Annotated in this window: 14 protein-coding genes; 7 read left to right on the forward strand and 7 right to left on the reverse strand. The window is 36.2% G+C overall.

What is annotated here, in order from left to right; genetic code table 11:
• Positions 1–134 precede the first annotated feature (134 nt).
• The 3 genes from BUA89_RS01865 (at position 135) to BUA89_RS01875 (ending at position 8,216) form a co-directional block, all read left to right on the forward strand.
• The gene (locus BUA89_RS01865) at positions 135–3,902 is read left to right on the forward strand and encodes a T9SS type A sorting domain-containing protein (protein WP_072952924.1); all 3,768 of its coding nucleotides are present in this window, start codon (positions 135–137) and stop codon (positions 3,900–3,902) included.
• Positions 3,903–4,256: 354 nt separating this feature from the next.
• A complete protein-coding gene (locus BUA89_RS01870) occupies positions 4,257–6,107 on the forward strand; it encodes a T9SS type A sorting domain-containing protein (RefSeq protein ID WP_072952925.1) in 1,851 nt (616 codons plus the stop codon).
• Positions 6,108–6,245: 138 nt separating this feature from the next.
• Entirely contained in the window at positions 6,246–8,216 is a 1,971-nt protein-coding gene (locus BUA89_RS01875; RefSeq protein ID WP_083531572.1) for a T9SS type A sorting domain-containing protein, read from the forward strand.
• Between the two features lie 72 nt (positions 8,217–8,288).
• Here BUA89_RS01875 and BUA89_RS23035 read toward each other — a convergent pair whose 3' ends face one another.
• On the reverse strand, positions 8,289–8,447 hold the full coding sequence (locus tag BUA89_RS23035) for a hypothetical protein (RefSeq protein ID WP_178362416.1): 159 nt from the start codon (positions 8,445–8,447) through the stop codon (positions 8,289–8,291).
• Between the two features lie 44 nt (positions 8,448–8,491).
• Positions 8,492–9,319 carry an ion transporter gene (locus BUA89_RS01880; RefSeq protein WP_072952927.1) on the reverse strand — a complete coding sequence of 276 codons (828 nt, stop codon included), beginning with the start codon at positions 9,317–9,319 and terminating at the stop codon, positions 8,492–8,494.
• 249 nt (positions 9,320–9,568) lie between these two features.
• Between BUA89_RS01880 and BUA89_RS01885 the strand changes: the two genes are divergently transcribed.
• The 3 genes from BUA89_RS01885 (at position 9,569) to BUA89_RS01895 (ending at position 12,737) form a co-directional block, all read left to right on the forward strand.
• Positions 9,569–10,411, forward strand: coding sequence for a hypothetical protein (locus tag BUA89_RS01885; protein WP_228420507.1), 843 nt, complete (start codon positions 9,569–9,571; stop codon positions 10,409–10,411).
• Positions 10,412–10,859: 448 nt separating this feature from the next.
• Positions 10,860–11,957 carry a Nif3-like dinuclear metal center hexameric protein gene (locus BUA89_RS01890; RefSeq protein WP_072952928.1) on the forward strand — a complete coding sequence of 366 codons (1,098 nt, stop codon included), beginning with the start codon at positions 10,860–10,862 and terminating at the stop codon, positions 11,955–11,957.
• Between the two features lie 3 nt (positions 11,958–11,960).
• The gene (locus BUA89_RS01895) at positions 11,961–12,737 is read left to right on the forward strand and encodes a zinc ribbon domain-containing protein (RefSeq protein WP_072952929.1); all 777 of its coding nucleotides are present in this window, start codon (positions 11,961–11,963) and stop codon (positions 12,735–12,737) included.
• Between the two features lie 43 nt (positions 12,738–12,780).
• Here BUA89_RS01895 and BUA89_RS01900 read toward each other — a convergent pair whose 3' ends face one another.
• Positions 12,781–13,467, reverse strand: a complete 687-nt coding sequence (locus tag BUA89_RS01900; protein ID WP_143152250.1) for a hypothetical protein — start codon at positions 13,465–13,467, stop codon at positions 12,781–12,783.
• 7 nt (positions 13,468–13,474) lie between these two features.
• Positions 13,475–15,253, reverse strand: coding sequence for an AMP-dependent synthetase/ligase (locus BUA89_RS01905; RefSeq protein ID WP_072952931.1), 1,779 nt, complete (start codon positions 15,251–15,253; stop codon positions 13,475–13,477).
• Positions 15,254–15,494: 241 nt separating this feature from the next.
• Between BUA89_RS01905 and BUA89_RS01910 the strand changes: the two genes are divergently transcribed.
• A complete protein-coding gene (locus tag BUA89_RS01910) occupies positions 15,495–16,634 on the forward strand; it encodes an acyl-CoA dehydrogenase (protein ID WP_072952932.1) in 1,140 nt (379 codons plus the stop codon).
• 276 nt (positions 16,635–16,910) lie between these two features.
• Here the strand turns inward: BUA89_RS01910 and BUA89_RS01915 are convergent, their stop codons facing one another.
• The 3 genes from BUA89_RS01915 to BUA89_RS01925 form a co-directional block, all read right to left on the reverse strand.
• Complete coding sequence (locus BUA89_RS01915; protein ID WP_072952933.1) at positions 16,911–17,843, reverse strand: DUF4349 domain-containing protein; 933 nt, start codon at positions 17,841–17,843, stop codon at positions 16,911–16,913.
• Between the two features lie 231 nt (positions 17,844–18,074).
• Entirely contained in the window at positions 18,075–19,007 is a 933-nt protein-coding gene (locus tag BUA89_RS01920) for a DUF6438 domain-containing protein (protein WP_072952934.1), read from the reverse strand.
• 95 nt (positions 19,008–19,102) lie between these two features.
• Positions 19,103–20,698, reverse strand: a complete 1,596-nt coding sequence (locus tag BUA89_RS01925) for a peptide chain release factor 3 (protein WP_072952935.1) — start codon at positions 20,696–20,698, stop codon at positions 19,103–19,105.
• Positions 20,699–20,934 lie beyond the last annotated feature (236 nt).

The raw sequence follows: 20,934 nt of genomic DNA on the forward strand, positions 1-20,934 counted from the left end.
AAAAATCAAATGTTTGTTTGCTTTTTTGTTATTTTTTATAAAATAAAATTGTGGTATGTTTTATTATTTATGATATTTTAACATTTTTATGAAATAAATGATATCTTTACCACCCTAATTTATTTTACTAAAGCATGAAAAAACTTTTACTCACGTGCTTGCTGGCTGTTGGTGCAGCCTCCTTTGCACAGGTGGGGCCGCCTCAGGCTTCCACTCCTAATACCTACAATGGGTATGGATTTGCACAGTCATCAGGATCTTATGTTCCTTTAAGTGGTAGTAAAACCGTATGGCAATCGGGTGTTACGCTTGGGACAAACGGGGTTTCGTCCGCGATTACGATTCCGGCATTTAGGTTTAATGGCAAGACATATACGTCGTTATTTATCAGTAATAATGGTTTTGTAACTTTCGGAAGTGCTCCGCTGAGCACAACTTATACCGGACTTTCTACCAATGCTTCTGTGCCTAATTTGGCTGAAGGTGCTATAGCGGGTTTTGCATCAAACCTTGTTAATGCAAATACCACTACTTCTGAAATTGCTTACGAGAACACAGGAAGTAAATTTATTATTCAATTTACGGATTTGAAAGCAAGTGGTGGATCAGCTACGCAATTGCTGAATTTTCAAATTCAATTGGATTTAAATACCAATACGGTTGCTATTGTCTATGGGAATTGTGTCTCTGGGACTGCTACCGCAACCGGTCAGGTTGGACTGAGGGGAGCTGATGGAACGGGGGATGTGAATAACAGATTGGGTACAGACTGGACGGCAACAAGTGTTGGAACTGCGAACTCTTCCAGTTGTACTTTAGGTACTACAAATGCAGCAACGGTTCCAGCTAGTGGACTTACCTTTACTTATGCTCCTGGAGCATGGCTTTCGGCACCTACTGTCTATGCAAGCCTTCCGTTTAATGAAGATTTTTCCAGTTGGGCAAATGGTAACTCCACTGGTGATCTTCCGAATTCTACATATTGGCGAACGTGGCCTTCCCGCGGTAATTCCAGTTGGAGGCAGAATGATATTCCTGTATCGAGTGTCGGGTATACCAGTACATCAGGATGGTATGATAATGCTGAATCAACTAGTAGTGTAACTTCTATTGTTGCTCCGGCTGTTGCGCCTACCGCCCGATTCCATTCTTATTATGCAAATGCAGGTCTCGTTGGAAATATGGATTTATATGTGAATCTTTCTTCTGGGGGTCCGGGAGTAAGAATTATATCTTTCGATTATAGAAACAATAGTGGATCGGATAAGCTGGATGTGCTTTATTCTGTTGATAATGGTGTGACATTTACTTCGATTGGTTCTGTTACTACAAATTCGGCTTGGACAAGGCCTTCTTTTATTATTAATTCCAATGCTTCCAATGCTATTGTTAGATTATCGGCAACTGCAGACTATGGCAGTAATGATATATTTGTGGATAATCTTAGCATTGTTGTTTCTACGGTTCCTCCACCTTGTACAACAGTAAGTGCACCGGTAAATAATGCTACAGCACAGTCGATTACTCCGACAATCACTTGGGGAGCGGTTTCTGGAGCTGCTTCTTATAAGATTAATTTAGGTACGACTGCTGGGGGGACAGATGTGATGAATGGTGTTGATGTTGGAAATGTGACTACGTATACAATTCCAGCGGCATCTCAATTGTTGTATGGTAAACTGTATTATGTAACAATTTTACCATCAAATGCAAATGGTGCAGCGACGGGATGTACAGAGATTTCATTTACCACGAAAAATATTGGTTGTCCTACTGTGACAGCGCCTTCTGCTGGTGCAATTAACATGTCATTAACGCCAACAATCAATTGGAATGCGGTAACAGATGCTACAGGATATAGACTTTCGGTCGGAACTACACAGGGAGGAACGAATGTGTTGAATAATATTGATCTGGGGAATGTACTCACTTATACATTCGGGACGCCATTAAATAACAGCACCATTTATTATTATACGGTAAATGCGTATACATCTACTAGTAATTCGGCTTCTTGTACGCAACGTGCATTTACTACGGTTTGTCCGGCAACCTTGGCGCCTTATAGTGAGAATTTTGATACTACAGCTACTGGAGGAAGTTCAAATACAAATGCTCCGCTATGCTGGTCATACATAGAGACTTCCGGAAGTGCTGGTTATGGTTACGTAACTTCTACAAATTATTCTGCACCGAATTCATTTTATCTCTATAACGATGCAGCTAATTCTGGAAATATCATGTTAGTGTCGCCTGAAACCTCTAATTTATCTGACGGTAACAAGAGGGTTAAATTCATGGCCAGGTCAGGAAGCTCGTCGTATAGTTTGCAGGTTGGTACATTATCAAGTATATCCAATCCGGCTTCTTACGCAGCTATAGGTTCATCAATAACGCTTTCGTCTTCATGGACTCAATATATTGTTAATATTCCGGCAGGTGCCAATAATTATCTTGCTTTCAGGCATGGTTTGGGTGGAACGTATAGAAGTGTTTATATTGATAATATATCAGTAGAGGAAATTCCTGCTTGTGTAGAACCGACAGGGCTTGCTGTATCTGCTATCACTTATAAATCCGCAACGATCAGTTGGGTGGCCTCATCTTCAAATCCGGTGAATAATTATGATGTTTTTGTAAGTACAAGTAACGTTCCTCCAGCTTCAACAGCAACTCCTACTTATACCAATGTTACCGGTTCGTATGTTGTTAATCCTCTTAACCCTTCAACACTCTACTATATCTATGTAAGGTCAAATTGCGGTGGAGCTACAAGTCCATGGATAGTGGCACCTTCGTTTACAACTTCAGGATTCTGTCCGGCTGTGAGTGCTCCGGCAGCTGCGGCTACCAATGTGTCGCTTACTCCTACAATTACATGGGGTGCCGTTACTGGTGCTACAGGGTATAGAATTACTATGGGAACTACTTCTGGTGGAACTAATATATTAAACAATGTAGATGTGGGAAGTGTTTTAACCTATACATTACCAACGTCACTTAATAATAGTACAACGTATTTTTATACTGTAAATGCTTATGATGCGCAGGTAGTTTCTCAATCTTGTTCTGAAAGGAGTTTTGTAACAGTGTGTACTCCGTTTGTTCCTACCTCTGGTTATACCAATAACTTTAATAATGGAGTTCCGGGTGCCTGCTGGACTAATAATGCATTAGGCGGAAGTCCTGCTACAGGTTCTACAGGAACAGGAACGGCACTCTGGGTTGAAGATGGTTTTCTTAATGTGGGCTCTACAGGAGCCGTAAAAATTAATGTTTACAATGGTTTTGGTTCTTCCAGAATTGGCTGGCTGAAGTCGCCAACTTTTGACTTGTCTGCTTCCGGCTACCGAGTTAAATTTGATTACGGAATGACTGATTTTGCAGATACTATTCCGGGAACTTTGGGTAGTGATGATTTGGTTCAATTTATCGTTTCTCAGGATGGGGGTACTTCGTGGACGGTCCTTCAGACTTGGAATGCAGCAAATTCTCCGTCAAACACCTCTACACCGTTTTCTCTCGATCTTACGGGATATAATTCGGCAAATACCGTATTTGCATTTTATTCAACGAATGGAACTGTTTCAGATTCAAATGATGTTGATTTCTTTGTTGATAATTTCACGGTAGAGCCTGTGCCGGTTTTGGCTACCGGAGAAAATAATGTAACCAGTAAAATGATTAAAGTGTATCCGAATCCGTTCATAGATACACTGAATATTTCTGATATCAAAAACGTAAAATCAATTCTAATTATTGATACAGCCGGAAGATTGGTTAAATCAATCGCAAAACCTGAATCAACTCTTTATTTAAGTGAATTGAAAGCAGGAATGTATCTGGTAACGTTGCAGATGTACGATGGTTCAAAACAAACGATCAAAGTTTTGAAAAGATAATCTGTTTATTTAGAATTATCTAAAATAAATCACAAATAGCGGCTAATTTTTAGTCGCTATTTTTTTATGATAAGTATCGTTATGTTTTGAATAGTTATTTTGTGAATTATTATATTATGTTAAGTTGTATGTATTCTGTAAATCAACTTTTTGTGATTATTTTTTAATTGATTTAAAATCAGAGTGTTGTTTTTATTCACTATTTGATGTTTTATTAATAAAATTAAATATTTGTTTGGTTTTATTTAATTATAAATATTTTATTTTATTTATAATTTATTTAATTAATATAATTTAACATTTTTTATTAAATTAATTTATACCTTTGAAATACTAATTTTATTATTACTGAATATGAAAAGATTTCTATTGGCTTGCATGATAACCTTCGGAATAGGGATGTCTGCACAGATTTCGCTGGGAAGCGGAACGAATACGGGAACAATGCCTGTGCTTACGAACTGGGGATATACATATTCTCAGCAGATTTTTTTGAAAAGTGAATTGAATGCTGTGGCGGCAGGAAATATTACAGGGGTGAAATTTAACTTGGGGGCAACTTCTTCTATTGCCAACTCTACCACTTGGAAGGTATATATTGGTCAGACTGCCAAAACTACTTTCAGCTCTACTTCAGATTGGATTCCGCTTGCTTCTCTTACTCAGGTTTTTGATGGGGAAGTGGTTAACAATAATGGAGAAGTTACTGTTACTTTTTCTGCTCCTTTTGCTTACAATAATACCGATAATCTCGTTATTGCAGTAGATGAAAATAAGCCGAATTTTGATGATGCGTTATATTTCTATACCTATAGTGGTATTTCTAATAGTACGTTGTATTATAGAAGTGACACTACAAATCCTGATCCTGCAGGAACACTTCCTACAGGAACAAGATCAGCAACAAAATCAAGAATCACATTCCTGGGGTTGTCACCTAATGCTCCGTCTTGTCCGGTGGTAAGTGCGCCGGCTGCCGCGGCAACGGGGGTTTCTGTGCTGCCTTCTATAAGCTGGGCTGCCGCCGCAACTGCAAGTTCGTATAAAATTAGTCTTGGAACAACTGCCGGAGGTACAGATGTGATGAATATGATGGATGTGGGGAATGTAACAAGTTATACGCTGGCAAACCCTCTTAATTATAATACACAGTATTACGTAACGGTATATGCGATGAATGCTGCGGGTACTTCAAGTGGATGTACAGAGAGAAGCTTTACAACGGGTGGTATTACCTGTCCATCTGTAAGTGCTCCTTCAAATAATGCGACGAATGCCCCTCTTCAGCCAACAATATCATGGGCATCATCTGCCGGAGCTACTGGTTATAGATTAACAGTCGGAACTACTGCCGGAAGTACAAATGTCCTGAATAATGTTGATCTTGGAAATGTTACTTCTTATACCTTTCCTTCCCCTTTAGCATTAAGTACAGATTATTTCTATACAGTTAATGCATACAGTGGCGGAGTTACAAGTTCATCATGTGCAGAAAGAAAATTTACCACCACTACCGTAACACCGGTGTCGAATGATGAATGTGGTGGAGCGATTGCCCTGGTGCCGGGAGGGAATTTTGATCAGAATGCGATTACAGGTACAAATATGAACTCAACTTCAGGCTCTGTAGCGACTTGCCAGACAAACTCCAATAACAACGTGTGGTATTCCGTAATTGTTCCGGCGAGTGGAAGTATTACTCTGGAAACAAAAGCGGGCACAAGTTCTACATTTACTGATACGGTAATGTCTGTGTACTCAGGGAACTGTTCAGGATTAACGTTGATTCAGTGTAATGATGATAATCCTGCGGGAGGATTGTTTTCTTATATTGCCTTAACAGGGCAGACCCCGGGTGCAAAACTTTATATCAGTGTTTGGAAATATACGGGGAATACAAGTGTAACTGATGGTGAGTTTAGAATATCAGCTTATGATGCATCTATTGTTTTAGCAACTCATGAAGTAAAGGAATCGAAAAACAATATAAAAGTATATCCGAATCCATTTTCAGATGTACTGAATATCTCCGATATAGCAAATGTGAAAACGGTTTGGATAGCAGATATTTCAGGAAGGGTAGTGAAAACTGTTGTTAAGCCGGATGCGATTCTTTATTTAAATGAATTGAAGCAAGGGGTATATATTATTACATTAGAGATGAAAGATGGCTCTAAGCAGACAATCAAAGCAATTAAAAAATAATTTTTATATCAGTGCTAAAAGGTTAAGTGGCGGCTAATTATTAGTCGCTACTTTTTTTATGTTAAATTTAAAATATTAATGTTAACATAATGTTTTTATTGGTAACTTAGTATTCACATCAGCAAAATATAATAGTTTATGACAAAATTTCTACTTTCATGCTTCATGTTAGCAAGCATGGCTTTTTCTGCTCAAATTACTTTAGGAGCGGCAAGCACTGAGGTTGGAGTGGCTCCAATCAGTACGTATTACGGATATTCTTACGTGCAGCAGATTTTTACCAAACAGGAAATTAATGCGAATGCAGCAGGGAATATTACAGGATTGAAATTTTATTTAGATCCTTCCATGTCTATTACCAACTCATCGCAATGGGTAGTGTATTTAGGACAAACTTCTAAAACCGACTTTGTTTCAGTCTCAGATTGGATTCCTCTTTCCGATCTTACACAGGTTTTTTCCGGTACGGTGAGTAATAACAATGGGGTTGTTGAAATTAATTTTCCAACGCCGTTTCCGTATGACAACATCGCAAACTTAGTGGTAGCTGCGGAAGAAAACTCGACAGGGTATGATAATAATAATTGGGATGAGGTAATGTATGTTTACGGAGGTGCTCAGAATTCTACTCTATATTATAAGAACGATTACGAAGATCCAAATCCTGCAACTCCTCCCGTGGATGGAAATCTAGAGAATTACAAATCGGTAATTACATTTGAAGGATTAACATTAAGTCCTATTCCTGCATGTCCTCTTATTACATATCCGGCGAATAACGCAACGTTTGTTCCACTTACGGCTACATTCAACTGGAATGCTTCTCCGGGGGCAACAGGGTATAAAGTTTCGATAGGGACAACTCCCGGAGGAACCGATGTGGCTAATCAGGTGGCTGTAACTACGAATAGTTTTACACCTTCAGCTCCTTTTAATTCTAATGCAAATCTTTATTTAAATGTAGTTGCTGTCGGTACCGGAGGAGAATCTTCAGGATGTTCGAATATAACATTTACTACGGCTCCGCCGATACCTTCTAATGACGAGTGCGCTGGAGCAATTACGTTAACAGTTAATCCTGATCTTAATTGTGGAACTGTAACGCCAGGATATACGTTAAGTGCAACAGATTCAGGGTTGGTTCCGGATCCTTGTTATGGAAATCCTGACGATGATGTTTGGTTTAAATTCGTAGCAACGGCAGCGCGTCATAAAGTTTCTCTTCTGAATATCATGGCTATAGGAACTAATAATTATGACACGGATACATATTTTCAGGTGTTCAGTGGAGGTTGTGGTGCTTTGTCAAGTATTTTATGCTCGGATGGAGAGTCTGCAAGTATAACCGGTCTTAACGTGGGAGAAACGTATTTGGTAAGAGTTTATAGCTATAGCGGAGCGGGAAGTAATCAGAGTTTTGACATCTGTGTAGGAACATTTCCGCCAGCGCCTGCAAACGATGAGTGTACTGGTGCTATTGTAGCAACAGCTTTTCCGTTCACGTATGTGCAGGATGATGCAGCAGGTGCTACCGATATCGGTGGACCAGTTTCAGTGTGTAGCAATAATGACATGAATGATGGAACTTGGTTCCGTTTTGTAGGTGATGGTGATACATTTACTGTAACGGTGACAATGCCTGCGGGAAGTAATTTTGATCCTCAGATCGGTATCTACAGCGGAATGTGCGGAAGTTTATCTTGCGAAGGAACTGTGGATGATACGGGAAGTGGTTCTACCGAAACATTGTCAATTCCTACACTTTCAGGAAATACTTACTATGTAAATGTGGGTCATTACAGCAGTTCTGATGAGGAAGAAGGAGCTTTCACTATTGATATTGTAAAAGGAACACTGGGCACTTCTGACATAAAGAATACTAAAAATATAATCAAATTATATCCGAATCCTTTTACTGATATAGTAAATATTTCAGATATCGCCAATGTGAAATCTGTTTCTGTGTCTGATGTTTCAGGAAGATTGGTAAAATTAATTAATACGCCTGCTTCTGAAATTAACCTTGGTGAGTTGAGACAGGGAATGTATTTAATTTCTTTAACAATGAAAGACGGTTCTAAGCAGACCATTAAAGCGATTAAAAAATAAATAAGAAACTTAGGTAAATTAAAAAGGCGGTCTTTAAAGATCGCCTTTTATTTTGTTTAAATCCGGAATGGACTATTTGTTGGGAACAGGCTGGAGATCCCCTGTATTTAAGCTTTCAAAGACGGCCGGGAAGAAAGTTACCAGTATAAAATAAATAACGACCATTAATACAATTAAAGCAAAAAGGATAACGACTAAACTGTTCGGTTTGTTTTTCTTTTTAGGTTCCATGATATCTACGGTGTTTGGTTAATAGAATATATTACTGTTTTATGTTAAGCTAATTTCTTGCCACATTGTTTGCAGTATCTTGCATCGTCGTCAATATCTTCATTTCCGCATCGGTCGCATATCTTCTCAAGATTCTGTCTTTTGTTCCGCATTTCGGCAGTTACAATACCAGTGGGAACCGCAATAATGGAGTAGCCGGCAAGCATTAAGATGACGGCAAAAAATTTTCCCATAGGCGTTATAGGGGAAACGTCGCCATATCCTACGGTTGTTACGGTAACTACAGCCCAGTAGATTGATTGGGGGATGGTTTCAAATCCTGGCCTTCCGCCTTCTACCATAAACATGAGTGAACCAACGATGACCGAGAAAATAATGAGGAACAAAAGGAAAATATAGATTTTTCTTGAGCTGTTTTTTAATGCCCTTATAATAACGGAGCCGTCATTCATAAAATCCATTAGATTGAAAACTCTGAAAACCCGAAGCATACGCAGCATTCTGAAAATCAGAAAATATTTGGTTACCGGAAAGAAGAAGCTTAAATAGAATGGTACTAATGCTAAAAAATCGATAATTCCGAAAAAGCTGAAAATATATTGCTTTTTATTTTTAACGACGGCAATTCTGGACCAATATTCTGCGGTGAAAAATAAAGAGATAATCCATTCGGTAATAATAAAAGTATAGTGGAATCTTTTGTCAAGTTTCGGGATACTTTCCATCATAATAATGGATGTGCTGATAAGAATAAGTGCCAGCAAAGCGACATCAAACAGTTTTCCGAGCCTTGTATCGGAGCGATAAATTATTCTGTAAAGATGCCTTTTCCATAGTTTGTCTTCAGGAACAAGGTTATGTTCTTTCTCCATCTGGGTTTATTTATTTCACAACGAAGTTAATAAATTTCATCAATTATGAAAGAGATTGTTGATTGTTAAAATGTTTGCGGAAATGTTAATGGAATTTTAATCGTTAATTTGTGACTTATTTGTATTTAAAGTAATGGTTTTCAGTGACTTGTTTTATATAATTTACGAATAAAAAATTAAAAATAAAAATGTTTTTTTTAACAAAAATTAACGAAAACAATGTACATTTATTTCAGAAAAGCTAACGTTATGAGAAAAATTTTTACACTCCTCATCCCGATTTTTATGTATAATTTTTTGGGAGCCCAGGTTGGGATTAATACAGCTACTCCAAACGGAGCTACAGTATTGGATATTTTTTCAAATCAGAAAGGAATTCTGATTCCGCGTCTTACCGATGCAGATAGAAACACAAATCTTGCAGACAACGATCCGCTTACTGTTCCCCCTGCGGGCGTTGCTAATTCTAATCTTACTGCCGGAACTCTTATTTTCAACACAACCGCCAACAACTTTCAGTATTGGGACGGTACCGTCTGGAAGCAGCTTTTTGTTCCCACATCTTCTCAGGCTGGAAATGACGGTGTTGTCAAAGTGAATTCTGGAAACGCAAATGTGAAACCCTCTCTCAATTTAAGTGCTGCAGGTAGTGGTTATGGTCCCAGACAGCAGGTGACTTACACAACACCGCTGGTTTTTGCTGCAAGCCCTACCACAAGCTGGCCGGAAACTACAGTTCCGTTTCCCGGTGTGACTTCAAATATTTATATCGCCGGAAAATGGAGGGAAAACGAAATTTCAGGACAGGTGCATGTATGGAGACTAATTGCCAATGTAACACCGGGATCCAACTCCTCCGGTTCTATTAAAGCGACTTTCCGAAATCCGGATTCACTTTTCGAAATCAACTCTATTCAGCTTGTTCCAAACGGTTCCAGTGGTGTCGGAAATATTTTAACCTTTTATTTTTACACCATTGCAGATTCGGCAAGTCTTGATCCCGGAAGAGGGTATCAGCTTTTCCTTGAAGCAGATATCACCTGTAATATCGTTGTCGATTCTTTTACCAGAGTCTCTCTGTTTAAAGATTAAATCATAGTTATTAGTTTTGGATATGGGCCGGCTTTTAAGTCGGCTTTTTTATGGGATAAAATTTGACTTAAGTATTAACTTATTTAAACTTTTTATTTAACCACAAAAAGGCACAAAAGATTTAGATAATGTGTTTAAAGTTTATCATTAAACTGCAGAAAAGAGCACATAAGTTTAAAAAAAAATCTTTGATTTTTATCCTTTTGGGAGCTTTCATTATCTAATAATAGCTGGAAGAATATCTTTTGTGCCTTTTGTGGTTAAATTTAAAATTAGTTTAAACAAACTTATTCTTTAAATAGTAAACTTAAAATAACTAAAGTGCTAAAATCTTGTAATTCTTTTAACTTCGTCGAATCTTCGATTTGTGGTGAAAAAGTTTAACCCAATGGATACCTTAATGCTCCATTAAAAATTAATATCTTCGCTGAAACTAAAAATTTTTCTCATGAAGCTAAGGGCAGTAATTTCAAAAATTGAAGAAAGAATAAAAATAAGTCAGGCAGAAGATTTTGATAATGTAGGCTTGTTGTGCGGGTCTTGGGATCGCGATGTCAGTGGAATTTTGGTTTGTCACGATGCACTGGAAAATGTGGTGGATGAAGCCGTTCTTAGAAATTGTAATTTAATTGTTTGCTTTCATCCGATTATTTTTTCAGGGTTAAAATCTTTAACCGGAAAAAACTATGTAGAAAGGGCTGTCGTAAAAGCGATTGAGAACAAGATTGCCATTTATGCCATTCATACCGCTTTTGATAATGATTTCTTTGGGGTAAACAGAGGAATTTGTAACCAGTTGGGATTAAAAAATTTAAAAATCCTTCAGCCTAAAAAAAATAATTTAAAACAATTAACGGTTTTTGTTCCAAAAGACTATTCTGATAAAGTAAAAGAAGCACTTTTTAACGCAGGAGCAGGAAATATAGGCTTTTACGATGAATGCAGTTTTAGTATTAATGGAAATGGAACGTTCAGACCGATCGAGGGTTCTAATCCGTTTTCGGGACAGCAGAATATCCGTGAAAATGCGGATGAAGACATGATATCTGTTATTTTTGAAGACTACAAGCAGGGACAGATTATCAATGCGATGAAAACGGCACATCCGTATGAAGAAGTGGCACATCAGATTTACAGTTTAGATAATACCAATCATCACAGCGGATTGGGAATGTACGGAGATTTTGAAGAGCCAATGGAAGAGAAGGATTTCCTGAAATTCGTAAAAGAGAAATTCAATCTGGAAGTGATTCGTCATTCTGATTTTAACAGTAAAAAAATAAAAAGAGTAGGGGTTTTAGGAGGTTCCGGAGCCAGCGGAATACGGTCTGCAATCTCCAAAAAATGTGATGCTTACCTTACAGGAGATGTAAAATACCATGATTTTTTTCTGGCAGAATCTAAAATGCTGATCTGTGATATCGGGCACTTTGAATCGGAACAATTTGTAACTCAACAATTATTTGAAATTTTGTCACAAAAATTTAGTACATTTGCAATCTCAAAATCTATTGAGAAAACAAACCCGGTAAATTATTTCATTTAAAATATGGCAAAAACCAACGATATTTCAGTTGAAGAGAAGTTAAGAGCTTTATACGATTTGCAGATCATTGATTCTAGATTGGACGAAATCCGAAATACAAGAGGAGAATTGCCAATCGAAGTAGAGGATCTTGAGATTGAAATCGAAGGTCTTGAAAAAAGAGCTGAAAAATTTCATGCAGATATCAAAGATCAGGAAGATCAGATTAAAACGAAGCATGAAGTAATCAACCATGCAAAAACTTTAATTGAAAAATACAAATCTCAGCAAGATAGCGTAAGAAACAATAAAGAGTTTGAAGCATTAGGTAAAGAAATTGAATATCAGGAACTTGAAATTCAGCTTTCTGAAAAAAGAATTAAAGAGTTCGGTGCTAAAATTGCTCACAAAAACGAAACTTTAGACGAGTTGAATTCAAAAATCGACGATCTGAAGAATCACCTGAAATTCAAAAAAGAAGAATTGGAAGGTCTTGTTTCTGAAACTCAGAAAGAAGAAGAGTATCTGATCGAGCAGTCTAAAGAATTTTCTACTAAAATCGACGAAAGATTATTGGCTTCTTACAACAGAATCAGAACGAATTCTCCAAACGGTCTTGCAGTAGTAGGATTAGAAAGAGGAGCTCCAAAAGGATCTTTCTTCACAATTCCGCCTCAAAAGCAAATGGAGATTGCCCAGAGAAAGAAAATCATTATCGATGAGCATTCAGGAAAAATCCTTGTTGACGACGAGTTGGTAATGGAGGAAAACGAAAGAATGAAAACTGTAATTAAATTCTAATTACGATTTTAAAAATATTGATAAGGCAGAAATAAATTCTGCCTTATTTTTTTGTATCAATAGGAATTGCAGATTTGTAATAAAATTGAAGCTCCTTACAAAGATCAATTACTGCAGTTTTTCCTTTAGAGGTATAACCTGTAAAAGAATATTCGCTATCAGTTCCTTTATTGAAAACCTTGTGTCTTCGTGCAGGAATATCAATTTCAGAAGTGGAATCATTGCAGTCTAAGCAAATACTGATCTGATTCACTTTTTTATTATTCTTAAAAAATACCAATCCTAAGTGAGGATTAAAACAAGCGGCAGAAGCTTCTCCGTAACTGGACTTTTTTGTTAAAGCTGACAAAATTTTATCAGCCTGTTTCTGTGTTAAAAACTGCTGTTTTTCTATGATGGGGATAAATTTTCCATTTTTATCAATTACATTATCGTACATTTTTTCATCACAATTAAAATCATAGGCAATAATCTTATCATAATTAAGATTATTAAATGGAATTCCATTGTTCTTATTAGGCTTAATTGTAGGAGCATATTTTACATAATTGATAAGTTCATTTTCCTTAAGTCCTTTTATGATTGGAATATCTGAAATAAGTTGAATTGAATCTCTTTTATGAATTTCTTCTACTTTATCAATTTTATCAATACGCTTTTCACAGGATGTAAATAAAATTACCGATCCAAAAATGATGAATCGGTAGATTTTATTTATTTTTATTTTCAAAGAAAAACTATTCATGATGCTCATACATCTTATCATAAAGATCAATAAATTTCTCTTTAATAGCTTTTCTTTTCAGTTTTAAAGTAGGTGTTAATAGCCCCGCATCAATGCTCCAGATCTCAGGGGTCAGTTCGAATTTTTTAATCTGCTCCCAGTTTCCTAAATGCTCATTGATATCATTGATTTCTTTTTTTATTCTTTCCTTAAGTTCTGTGCTTTGTGCAATTTCCTGAGGAGTAGCGCCGATATTCAGGTTGTTTCTCATGGCCCAGCTTTTAGCGAATTCAAAATCAGGCTGTATCAGAGCAGTTGGCATTTTTTCGCCATCACCTACCACCATGATCTGTTCGATAAACTTCGATGCTTTTGCTAAATTTTCAATGGTCTGAGGTGCAATATATTTTCCTCCGGAAGTTTTAAACATCTCCTTTTTACGGTCGGTAATCTGTAAGAAGCCATCGCTGTCGATATTTCCGATGTCTCCGGTTTTGAAGAATCCGTCTTCCGTAAAGACTTCTTTCGTCATTTCCTCATTTTTAAAATAGCCCTGAAAAATCGAAGGTCCTTTCACGGTTATTTCTCCATCTGCCTGAATCTTCACTTCAAGATTATCCAAAGGTAATCCAACAGTTCCTATTTTCATTTTCCCAAAGGTATTTACAGAGATTACGGGAGAAGTTTCTGTTAATCCATAGCCTTCCAAAATAGGGATTCCTGCGTTTTGAAACATCAGATTCAATCTTGTAGAAAGCGCCGCAGAGCCGGAAACCAAAGTAATGATCTCTCCACCCAAGCCTTCTCTCCATTTTTTAAATACCAGTTTATCTGCAATAATTTCCTTCAGCCCAGAAGGTTTTGAAACTGTTTTCTTTTTTTGAATTAAATCTAATGCCCAAAAGAATATTTTCTGTTTCAGACCTCCAGCCGAAGACCCTGTCGCATAAATTTTATCATATACTTTTTCCACCAGCCTTGGCACAACGCTCATATAATGAGGCTTTACATCTTTTACATTTTCGCCCATTTTTTCAATGCTCTCTGCGAAATAAATCGAAAAACCGTTGTATTGGAAAAGATAAAACAGCATTCTCTCGAAAATATGACAGATAGGAAGAAAACTAAGGACTCTCGTATCTTTATAATCTAAACTTTTCTTTCTCGGAATTCTAGGAATTGAACCCAAAACGTTAGAGACAATATTATGATGCGTCAACATGACCCCTTTCGGTTTTCCTGTGGTTCCCGAGGTGTAAATAATGGTTGCAAGATCTTCAGAATTTATGGCATTGGACAAATCTTCCACCTCAATCTGGGTAGAATCATCTTCGCCTAAATCAAGAATTTCTTTCCAGTTGGCAGCCCCGCTGATATTATCAAAGCTGAAAATTCCCTGTAAAGAATGGATGTTGTGTTTTACCTTCATCACTTTATTAAAAAGGTCCTTATCCGAAACAAAACAGTACTTTATTTCTGCATTGGAAAAGATAAATTCATAATCTTCCGGCGAAATACTGGGATATACAGGTACGGAAACCACCCCGATTTGTGACAGCCCAAGATCCATAATCGCCCATTCTGTCCGCGAATTGGTTGTGATTAAAGCGATTTTATCACCCGGTTTTATCCCCAGTTTCAAAAGTCCTCTTGAAATCTTATTGGCTTCATTGATAAATTCCTGTGTAGAGGTTTTCTTCCATTCGCCGTGGTATTTCGTTACAAACATATCCGCCTTGGGATATTTTTCTAAAGCGTAGTGAGGTATATCGAATAATCTTTTGATTGTCATGATTCTTTAAGTATAATTTTAATTAATTTAAATATAAGCATTTTTTTTAATTGGAGAAATCATTCGTGTTAATTAGAAATTAATAAAATGTATGCCTGAATATATTTAATAATTCAAACTAAATTTATATCTGATGAATATTTAAAAATCGTAGAAATTTGTTGTATTAGTCTAATCTTTGATTCTATTTTCAGATTTGTTCAAAAAGTGTAAATTAGCGACCATCTAATTATTAATTTTTATGGACTTTAATTTATCAGAAGAACAGCTGATGATTCAGCAGGCAGCAAGAGATTTTGCTCAGAACGAACTATTACCGGAGGTTATCGAAAGAGACCGCGACCAGAAGTTTCCTGCAGAACAGGTAAAGAAAATGGGAGAAATGGGACTTTTGGGGATGATGGTAGATCCTAAATATGGAGGAGCGGGAATGGACAGCGTTTCTTATGTTTTGGCAATGGAGGAGATCGCAAAAATTGATGCTTCTGCAGCTGTTGTAATGTCTGTAAATAATTCATTGGTTTGTGCAGGCCTTGAAAAATTTGCTTCTGAAGAGCAAAAAGTGAAATATCTTACACCTTTGGCAAGCGGACAGGTAATCGGAGCTTTTGCTTTGTCTGAGCCTGAAGCGGGTTCTGATGCAACTTCTCAGAAAACTACTGCAGAAGATAAAGGAGATTACTATTTGTTGAATGGGATCAAAAACTGGATCACAAATGGTGGAACGGCCACTTATTATATTGTAATTGCACAAACTGATCCTGAGAAAAAGCATAAAGGAATCAACGCATTCATCGTTGAAAGAGGTTGGGAAGGTTTCGAGATCGGAACGAAAGAAGATAAATTGGGAATCAGAGGAAGTGATACACATTCTTTGATCTTCAACAACGTAAAAGTACCAAAAGAAAACAGAATCGGGGAAGACGGTTTCGGATTTAATTTTGCAATGGCTGTTTTGAACGGTGGGAGAATCGGTATCGCTTCTCAGGCTTTAGGAATTGCTTCCGGAGCTTACGAACTGGCTTTGAAATATGCTAAAACAAGAAAAGCTTTCAAAACTGAAATCATCAACCACCAGGCGATTGCTTTTAAATTAGCAGATATGGCGACTCAGATTACAGCAGCAAGAATGCTTTGCTTCAAGGCTGCTTGTGAAAAAGATGCCGGAAAAGATATCTCTGAAAGTGGAGCAATGGCAAAATTATACGCTTCTCAGGTGGCAATGGATACGACTATTGAAGCAGTACAGATCCACGGTGGATACGGATATGTAAAAGAGTACCACGTAGAAAGATTAATGAGAGATGCTAAGATCACTCAAATCTACGAAGGAACTTCTGAAATCCAGAAGATCGTAATCTCAAGAAGTATTGCAAAATAATTTAAAAATACTTTTAATTAAAATAGTAAAAGGCTCTCAATTTGGGAGCCTTTTTACTTTCACACGAACCACAAAATATTAATATATATGTTTTATTTTAACTGCTTATTGTACCTTTTTGATTAATATTTGGTAAATAAGTTAAATCTCTATTGAAGAATTTATCAGTTTTCTTTTCTATTGGCTAAAATTATGCATAAGAATTATCACAAAAACGGAAATCCGATTAAAATATTATTAAAAATAAAAATCCATCACAAGGATGGACTTTCGAAATTAATTTGAATCATTGTTTGTTGTGTTTTTACCTCTCTTCTTATAAAAATAATATCCAATTCCGGCGATCAACAATAGCGGCCAAAGAGGAAGAATAAACAGGAAAATAGAAGTGATGACATTCCATCCTGAAGAAATGGCTGCCAGAGATCGGTCTCCAAAAGTTTTAGGTTCGTTGTCTTTTATATAATCTCCGTCTTTTCCGTACAGTGTGATATCTACTTCGCACATGGTGTTTTGTACAAAATCCTGTCCGGAAACTTCCACTCCTTTATTTTCAACCTTCCCGAGATTATAGCTAAGCTCATCCATCAGATAATCAAATTTCTGGATGGGAACTTTTACTTTTAAATAAGCAATTTTCTTTTCATCATTATTTACCGATATATTTTCGCTTCTTACAACACCATCGTATTTTGAAACTTCTTCTTTTACGATTTCTTTGGCAGTTTCGGCATCGTCAACTGTAAGCTCCAGAACTCCTGTCTTTACCAATTTATTTTTAGGAACATTCAGCTCATAATTTTCTTTTTTAGGCTGGTCTTTATAAACGATTTTGGTTTCCTTAATCACTTTAGGAGCCGGAACATTTACCACTATTTTTTCATCTTTTTTGAGAGAATCTTTCTTTTCCGTTTTTGATTCAAGTTTTACCGATGAGATTTTTTCAGATAAAGAATCTACTATTTTTGAAGTATTTTCAATTTTGTCTTTCACTTCATTTTTTGCATTTTCAAAATCTTTGATTTTCACATTGGCAGAATCCAGAGCGGCACTTGCCTGATCGCTCACATTATTTAATTTTTCTGAAGCCACAGAAATGGCGCTATCTGCGGAATTTGCAGTACTTTCCAGTTTAGAAACTGCCGATTCTCCCTTTTTACACATGATAAATGTGCTTGATACTGCAACGAGTAATATGAACTTTTTCATAACATTAATTTTTCAATGAGGTAAAATTAGGCGGGAAAGTTTTGTAAAGATTGTAAAGGAGTTGTTTTGCTTGTGTAAATTAATAATGATTTGGTTTTTAGCGTTTTGTAAAATAAAAATTACTGTTTTACAAAAAATAATCTCTCTTAATTTTCATTAAAAGAAGTTTTTTACCGCATGGTTAGAAACTAAATTGGTCCAAACAATCTAAGTTTTATTAATTAAAGTAATTTATTTCCAGTTTTGGTTAAATCGTAATTCAAAGAACAATTGGTAAATTCTATTTAAGCCATAGGTTCCTATTAACCCGTAATCTTTTATTTCTTTTACCTTTCCGTTATTATAAGTAATCTTTAAAGTAGATGTTTGATCATCACTCCAGGTCACAGAATAGTTGTCTTCTAAATTTGGAAAGTCAATATAGTTTAATAGATTTTTAATTTCGTCATAATTATTTTTCTTAAGCAAAGTTTTAAAGTTTCCCTTAATTTCTTTTTTGTTTTTAATTTTATCAGTATTATAATGTTCAGCTTTAAAAAATGCATTTCTGTCTTTTTCTATTGAAATATAAAATTTCGGACAGGTTCCAAAGCAGGTTGTTGTCTCATACTCAATTTTTTCAATGTCATAAGAAGCAGGTTTTGAATTGTATTCTATAAAATCTCCAAATTTAAATATCAAATCTTTTTTTGTCAGTTTAGATTTTTCACTTGTAAACCAATTAGGTTGAGACATATAAAAATAGTGGATGATTGAATCATTGTCAATTTTTGGAAAAGTACAATATTGAAAACTTCTTCTAGTTAATTTATTTATCTTTAATGAATCTTTTCCATAGTTCATCAGAACAAAAATGCAGAAATCATAATAGTCGCCAATGGCAAGTAGATCAGTATAACCATTATGATCAAAATCGGCTTTATAAAATGATTTGTCAATTCCTAAAGAGTCTGCAATTGTCTTACAATATTTGTTTTCTCCTTGCTCTTCTTTAAAATTCTCAATTTTCTTTATTTTGAAATTTTTATAGTTTTTCCCCATTTTATGAATCATAGTTTCAACTTCATTTTCCGTTTTTAAGACATCAATTTCGGATGGGAATTTCTGCGAGAAAATATTTTGACTTGTTAATATAATTATCAAAATAGAAATTATTTTTTTCATGTTTATTTTTTTTTGAATTTGTTAGAATGGTTATTTTCAGGATATAAAAAATCCGTTGAAAAGTATCAACGGATTTATATAAAATTTATTTTTAATTAAGCATTCTGAAACTCGCTGATAAAATGCAGTTTCACATTCGGGAACTTTTCCTGCGTCATGTGAATTGTAAAGGAAGAATCAGCAAGGAAAACCAATTGGTTGTATTTATCTCTCGCCAGAAATCTCTGCTTCAATCTTGCAAATTCCTTAAATTCATCCGATTTTTCATCGGCTTCAACCCAGCAAGCTTTATGCATGGAAAGTGGTTCATAAGTACATTTTGCACCGTATTCATGCTCCAAACGGTATTGGATTACCTCATACTGAAGCGCCCCTACGGTTCCAATGATTTTTCTGCCATTCATTTCAAGCGTAAACAACTGCGCAACACCTTCATCCATTAACTGATCGATGCCTTTTGCCAATTGTTTTGCTTTCAACGGATCGTTGTTATTAATATATCTGAAATGTTCCGGAGAGAAGCTCGGAATTCCTTTAAAGCTCAATTTTTCACCACCTGTCAACGTATCGCCAATTCTAAAACTTCCTGTATCGTGAAGACCTACGATATCTCCAGGGAAACTTTCGTCTACCACTTCTTTTTTATCAGCAAAAAATGCATTCGGTGAAGAGAATTTCATTTTTTTGCCTTCTCTTACCAATAAGTAATTTTCATTTCTTTTAAACGTTCCCGAAACAATTTTCACGAAAGCCAAACGATCTCTGTGTTTCGGATCCATATTGGCGTGGATTTTGAAGACAAATCCTGTAAAAGTGCTTTCTTCAGGCTTTACCAAACGGGTGTCACTTTCTTTTGGCTGTGGCATTGGAGCGATGTCGATGAAAGCATCCAATAACTCACGAACTCCAAAATTATTCAAAGCTGAACCAAAGAAAACAGGCTGCAGATCACCTTTCATATAATCTTCACGATTAAATTCTGGGTAAACAGACTGAACTAAATCTAACTCTTCTCTTAAAGTCGTTGCGGCTTTTTCGCCAATAACTTCATCGATTGAAGTATCATTAATATCATCGAACTTAATAGAATCTCCGACTTTCTGTTTTTTCTCTTCTAAGAATAACTGAATATTGTTTTCCCATATATTATAAATACCCTGGAAGTCGCTACCCATACCAATTGGCAAAGAAAGTGGACAAACTGTAAGACCTAATTTCTGCTCAACTTCATCCAACAGATCGAACGCATCTTTACCTTCACGGTCAAGTTTATTGATGAAAACCAACATCGGAATGTTTCTCATTCTACAGACCTGAACCAATTTCTCTGTCTGTTCCTCAACTCCTTTTGCCACGTCTATTACAACGATTACGGAATCTACGGCAGTTAAAGTTCTATACGTATCTTCTGCGAAATCCTTGTGACCCGGAGTATCCAAAATATTGATTTTGTGATCTCTGTACTCAAAAGCTAACACGGAAGTTGCCACGGAGATCCCTCTCTGTCTTTCAATTTCCATGAAATCGGAGGTCGCTCCTTTTTTTATTTTATTGGATTTTACCGCACCCGCTTCCTGAATCGCACCCCCGAAAAGTAGCAACTTTTCCGTAAGGGTGGTTTTTCCGGCATCCGGGTGAGAAATAATTCCGAAGGTTTTTCTTTTTTCTATTTCTTTGATTAAGTCTGACATATCGTATTTTGAAGTTGCAAAAATCGGGAATTTTATCGGATTTTGAAAATTGAATTTTGATTGCCAAATGAATGAGATTTAACCACAAAAGTTTTTAACATAAGAGTAACATAGGATTTAGTTTAAATGGAATGCGTCTATTTTAGAACATATAAGTTTTTAAAAATCAAAGATTTTTTGGTGTAATTTGAGAACCACGAAGTGGTTCAATGTTCATAGCCGTGGGTGAAACCCAT

The sequence above is a fragment of the Chryseobacterium arachidis genome, assembly GCF_900129245.1.
Classification (GTDB): domain Bacteria; phylum Bacteroidota; class Bacteroidia; order Flavobacteriales; family Weeksellaceae; genus Chryseobacterium; species Chryseobacterium arachidis.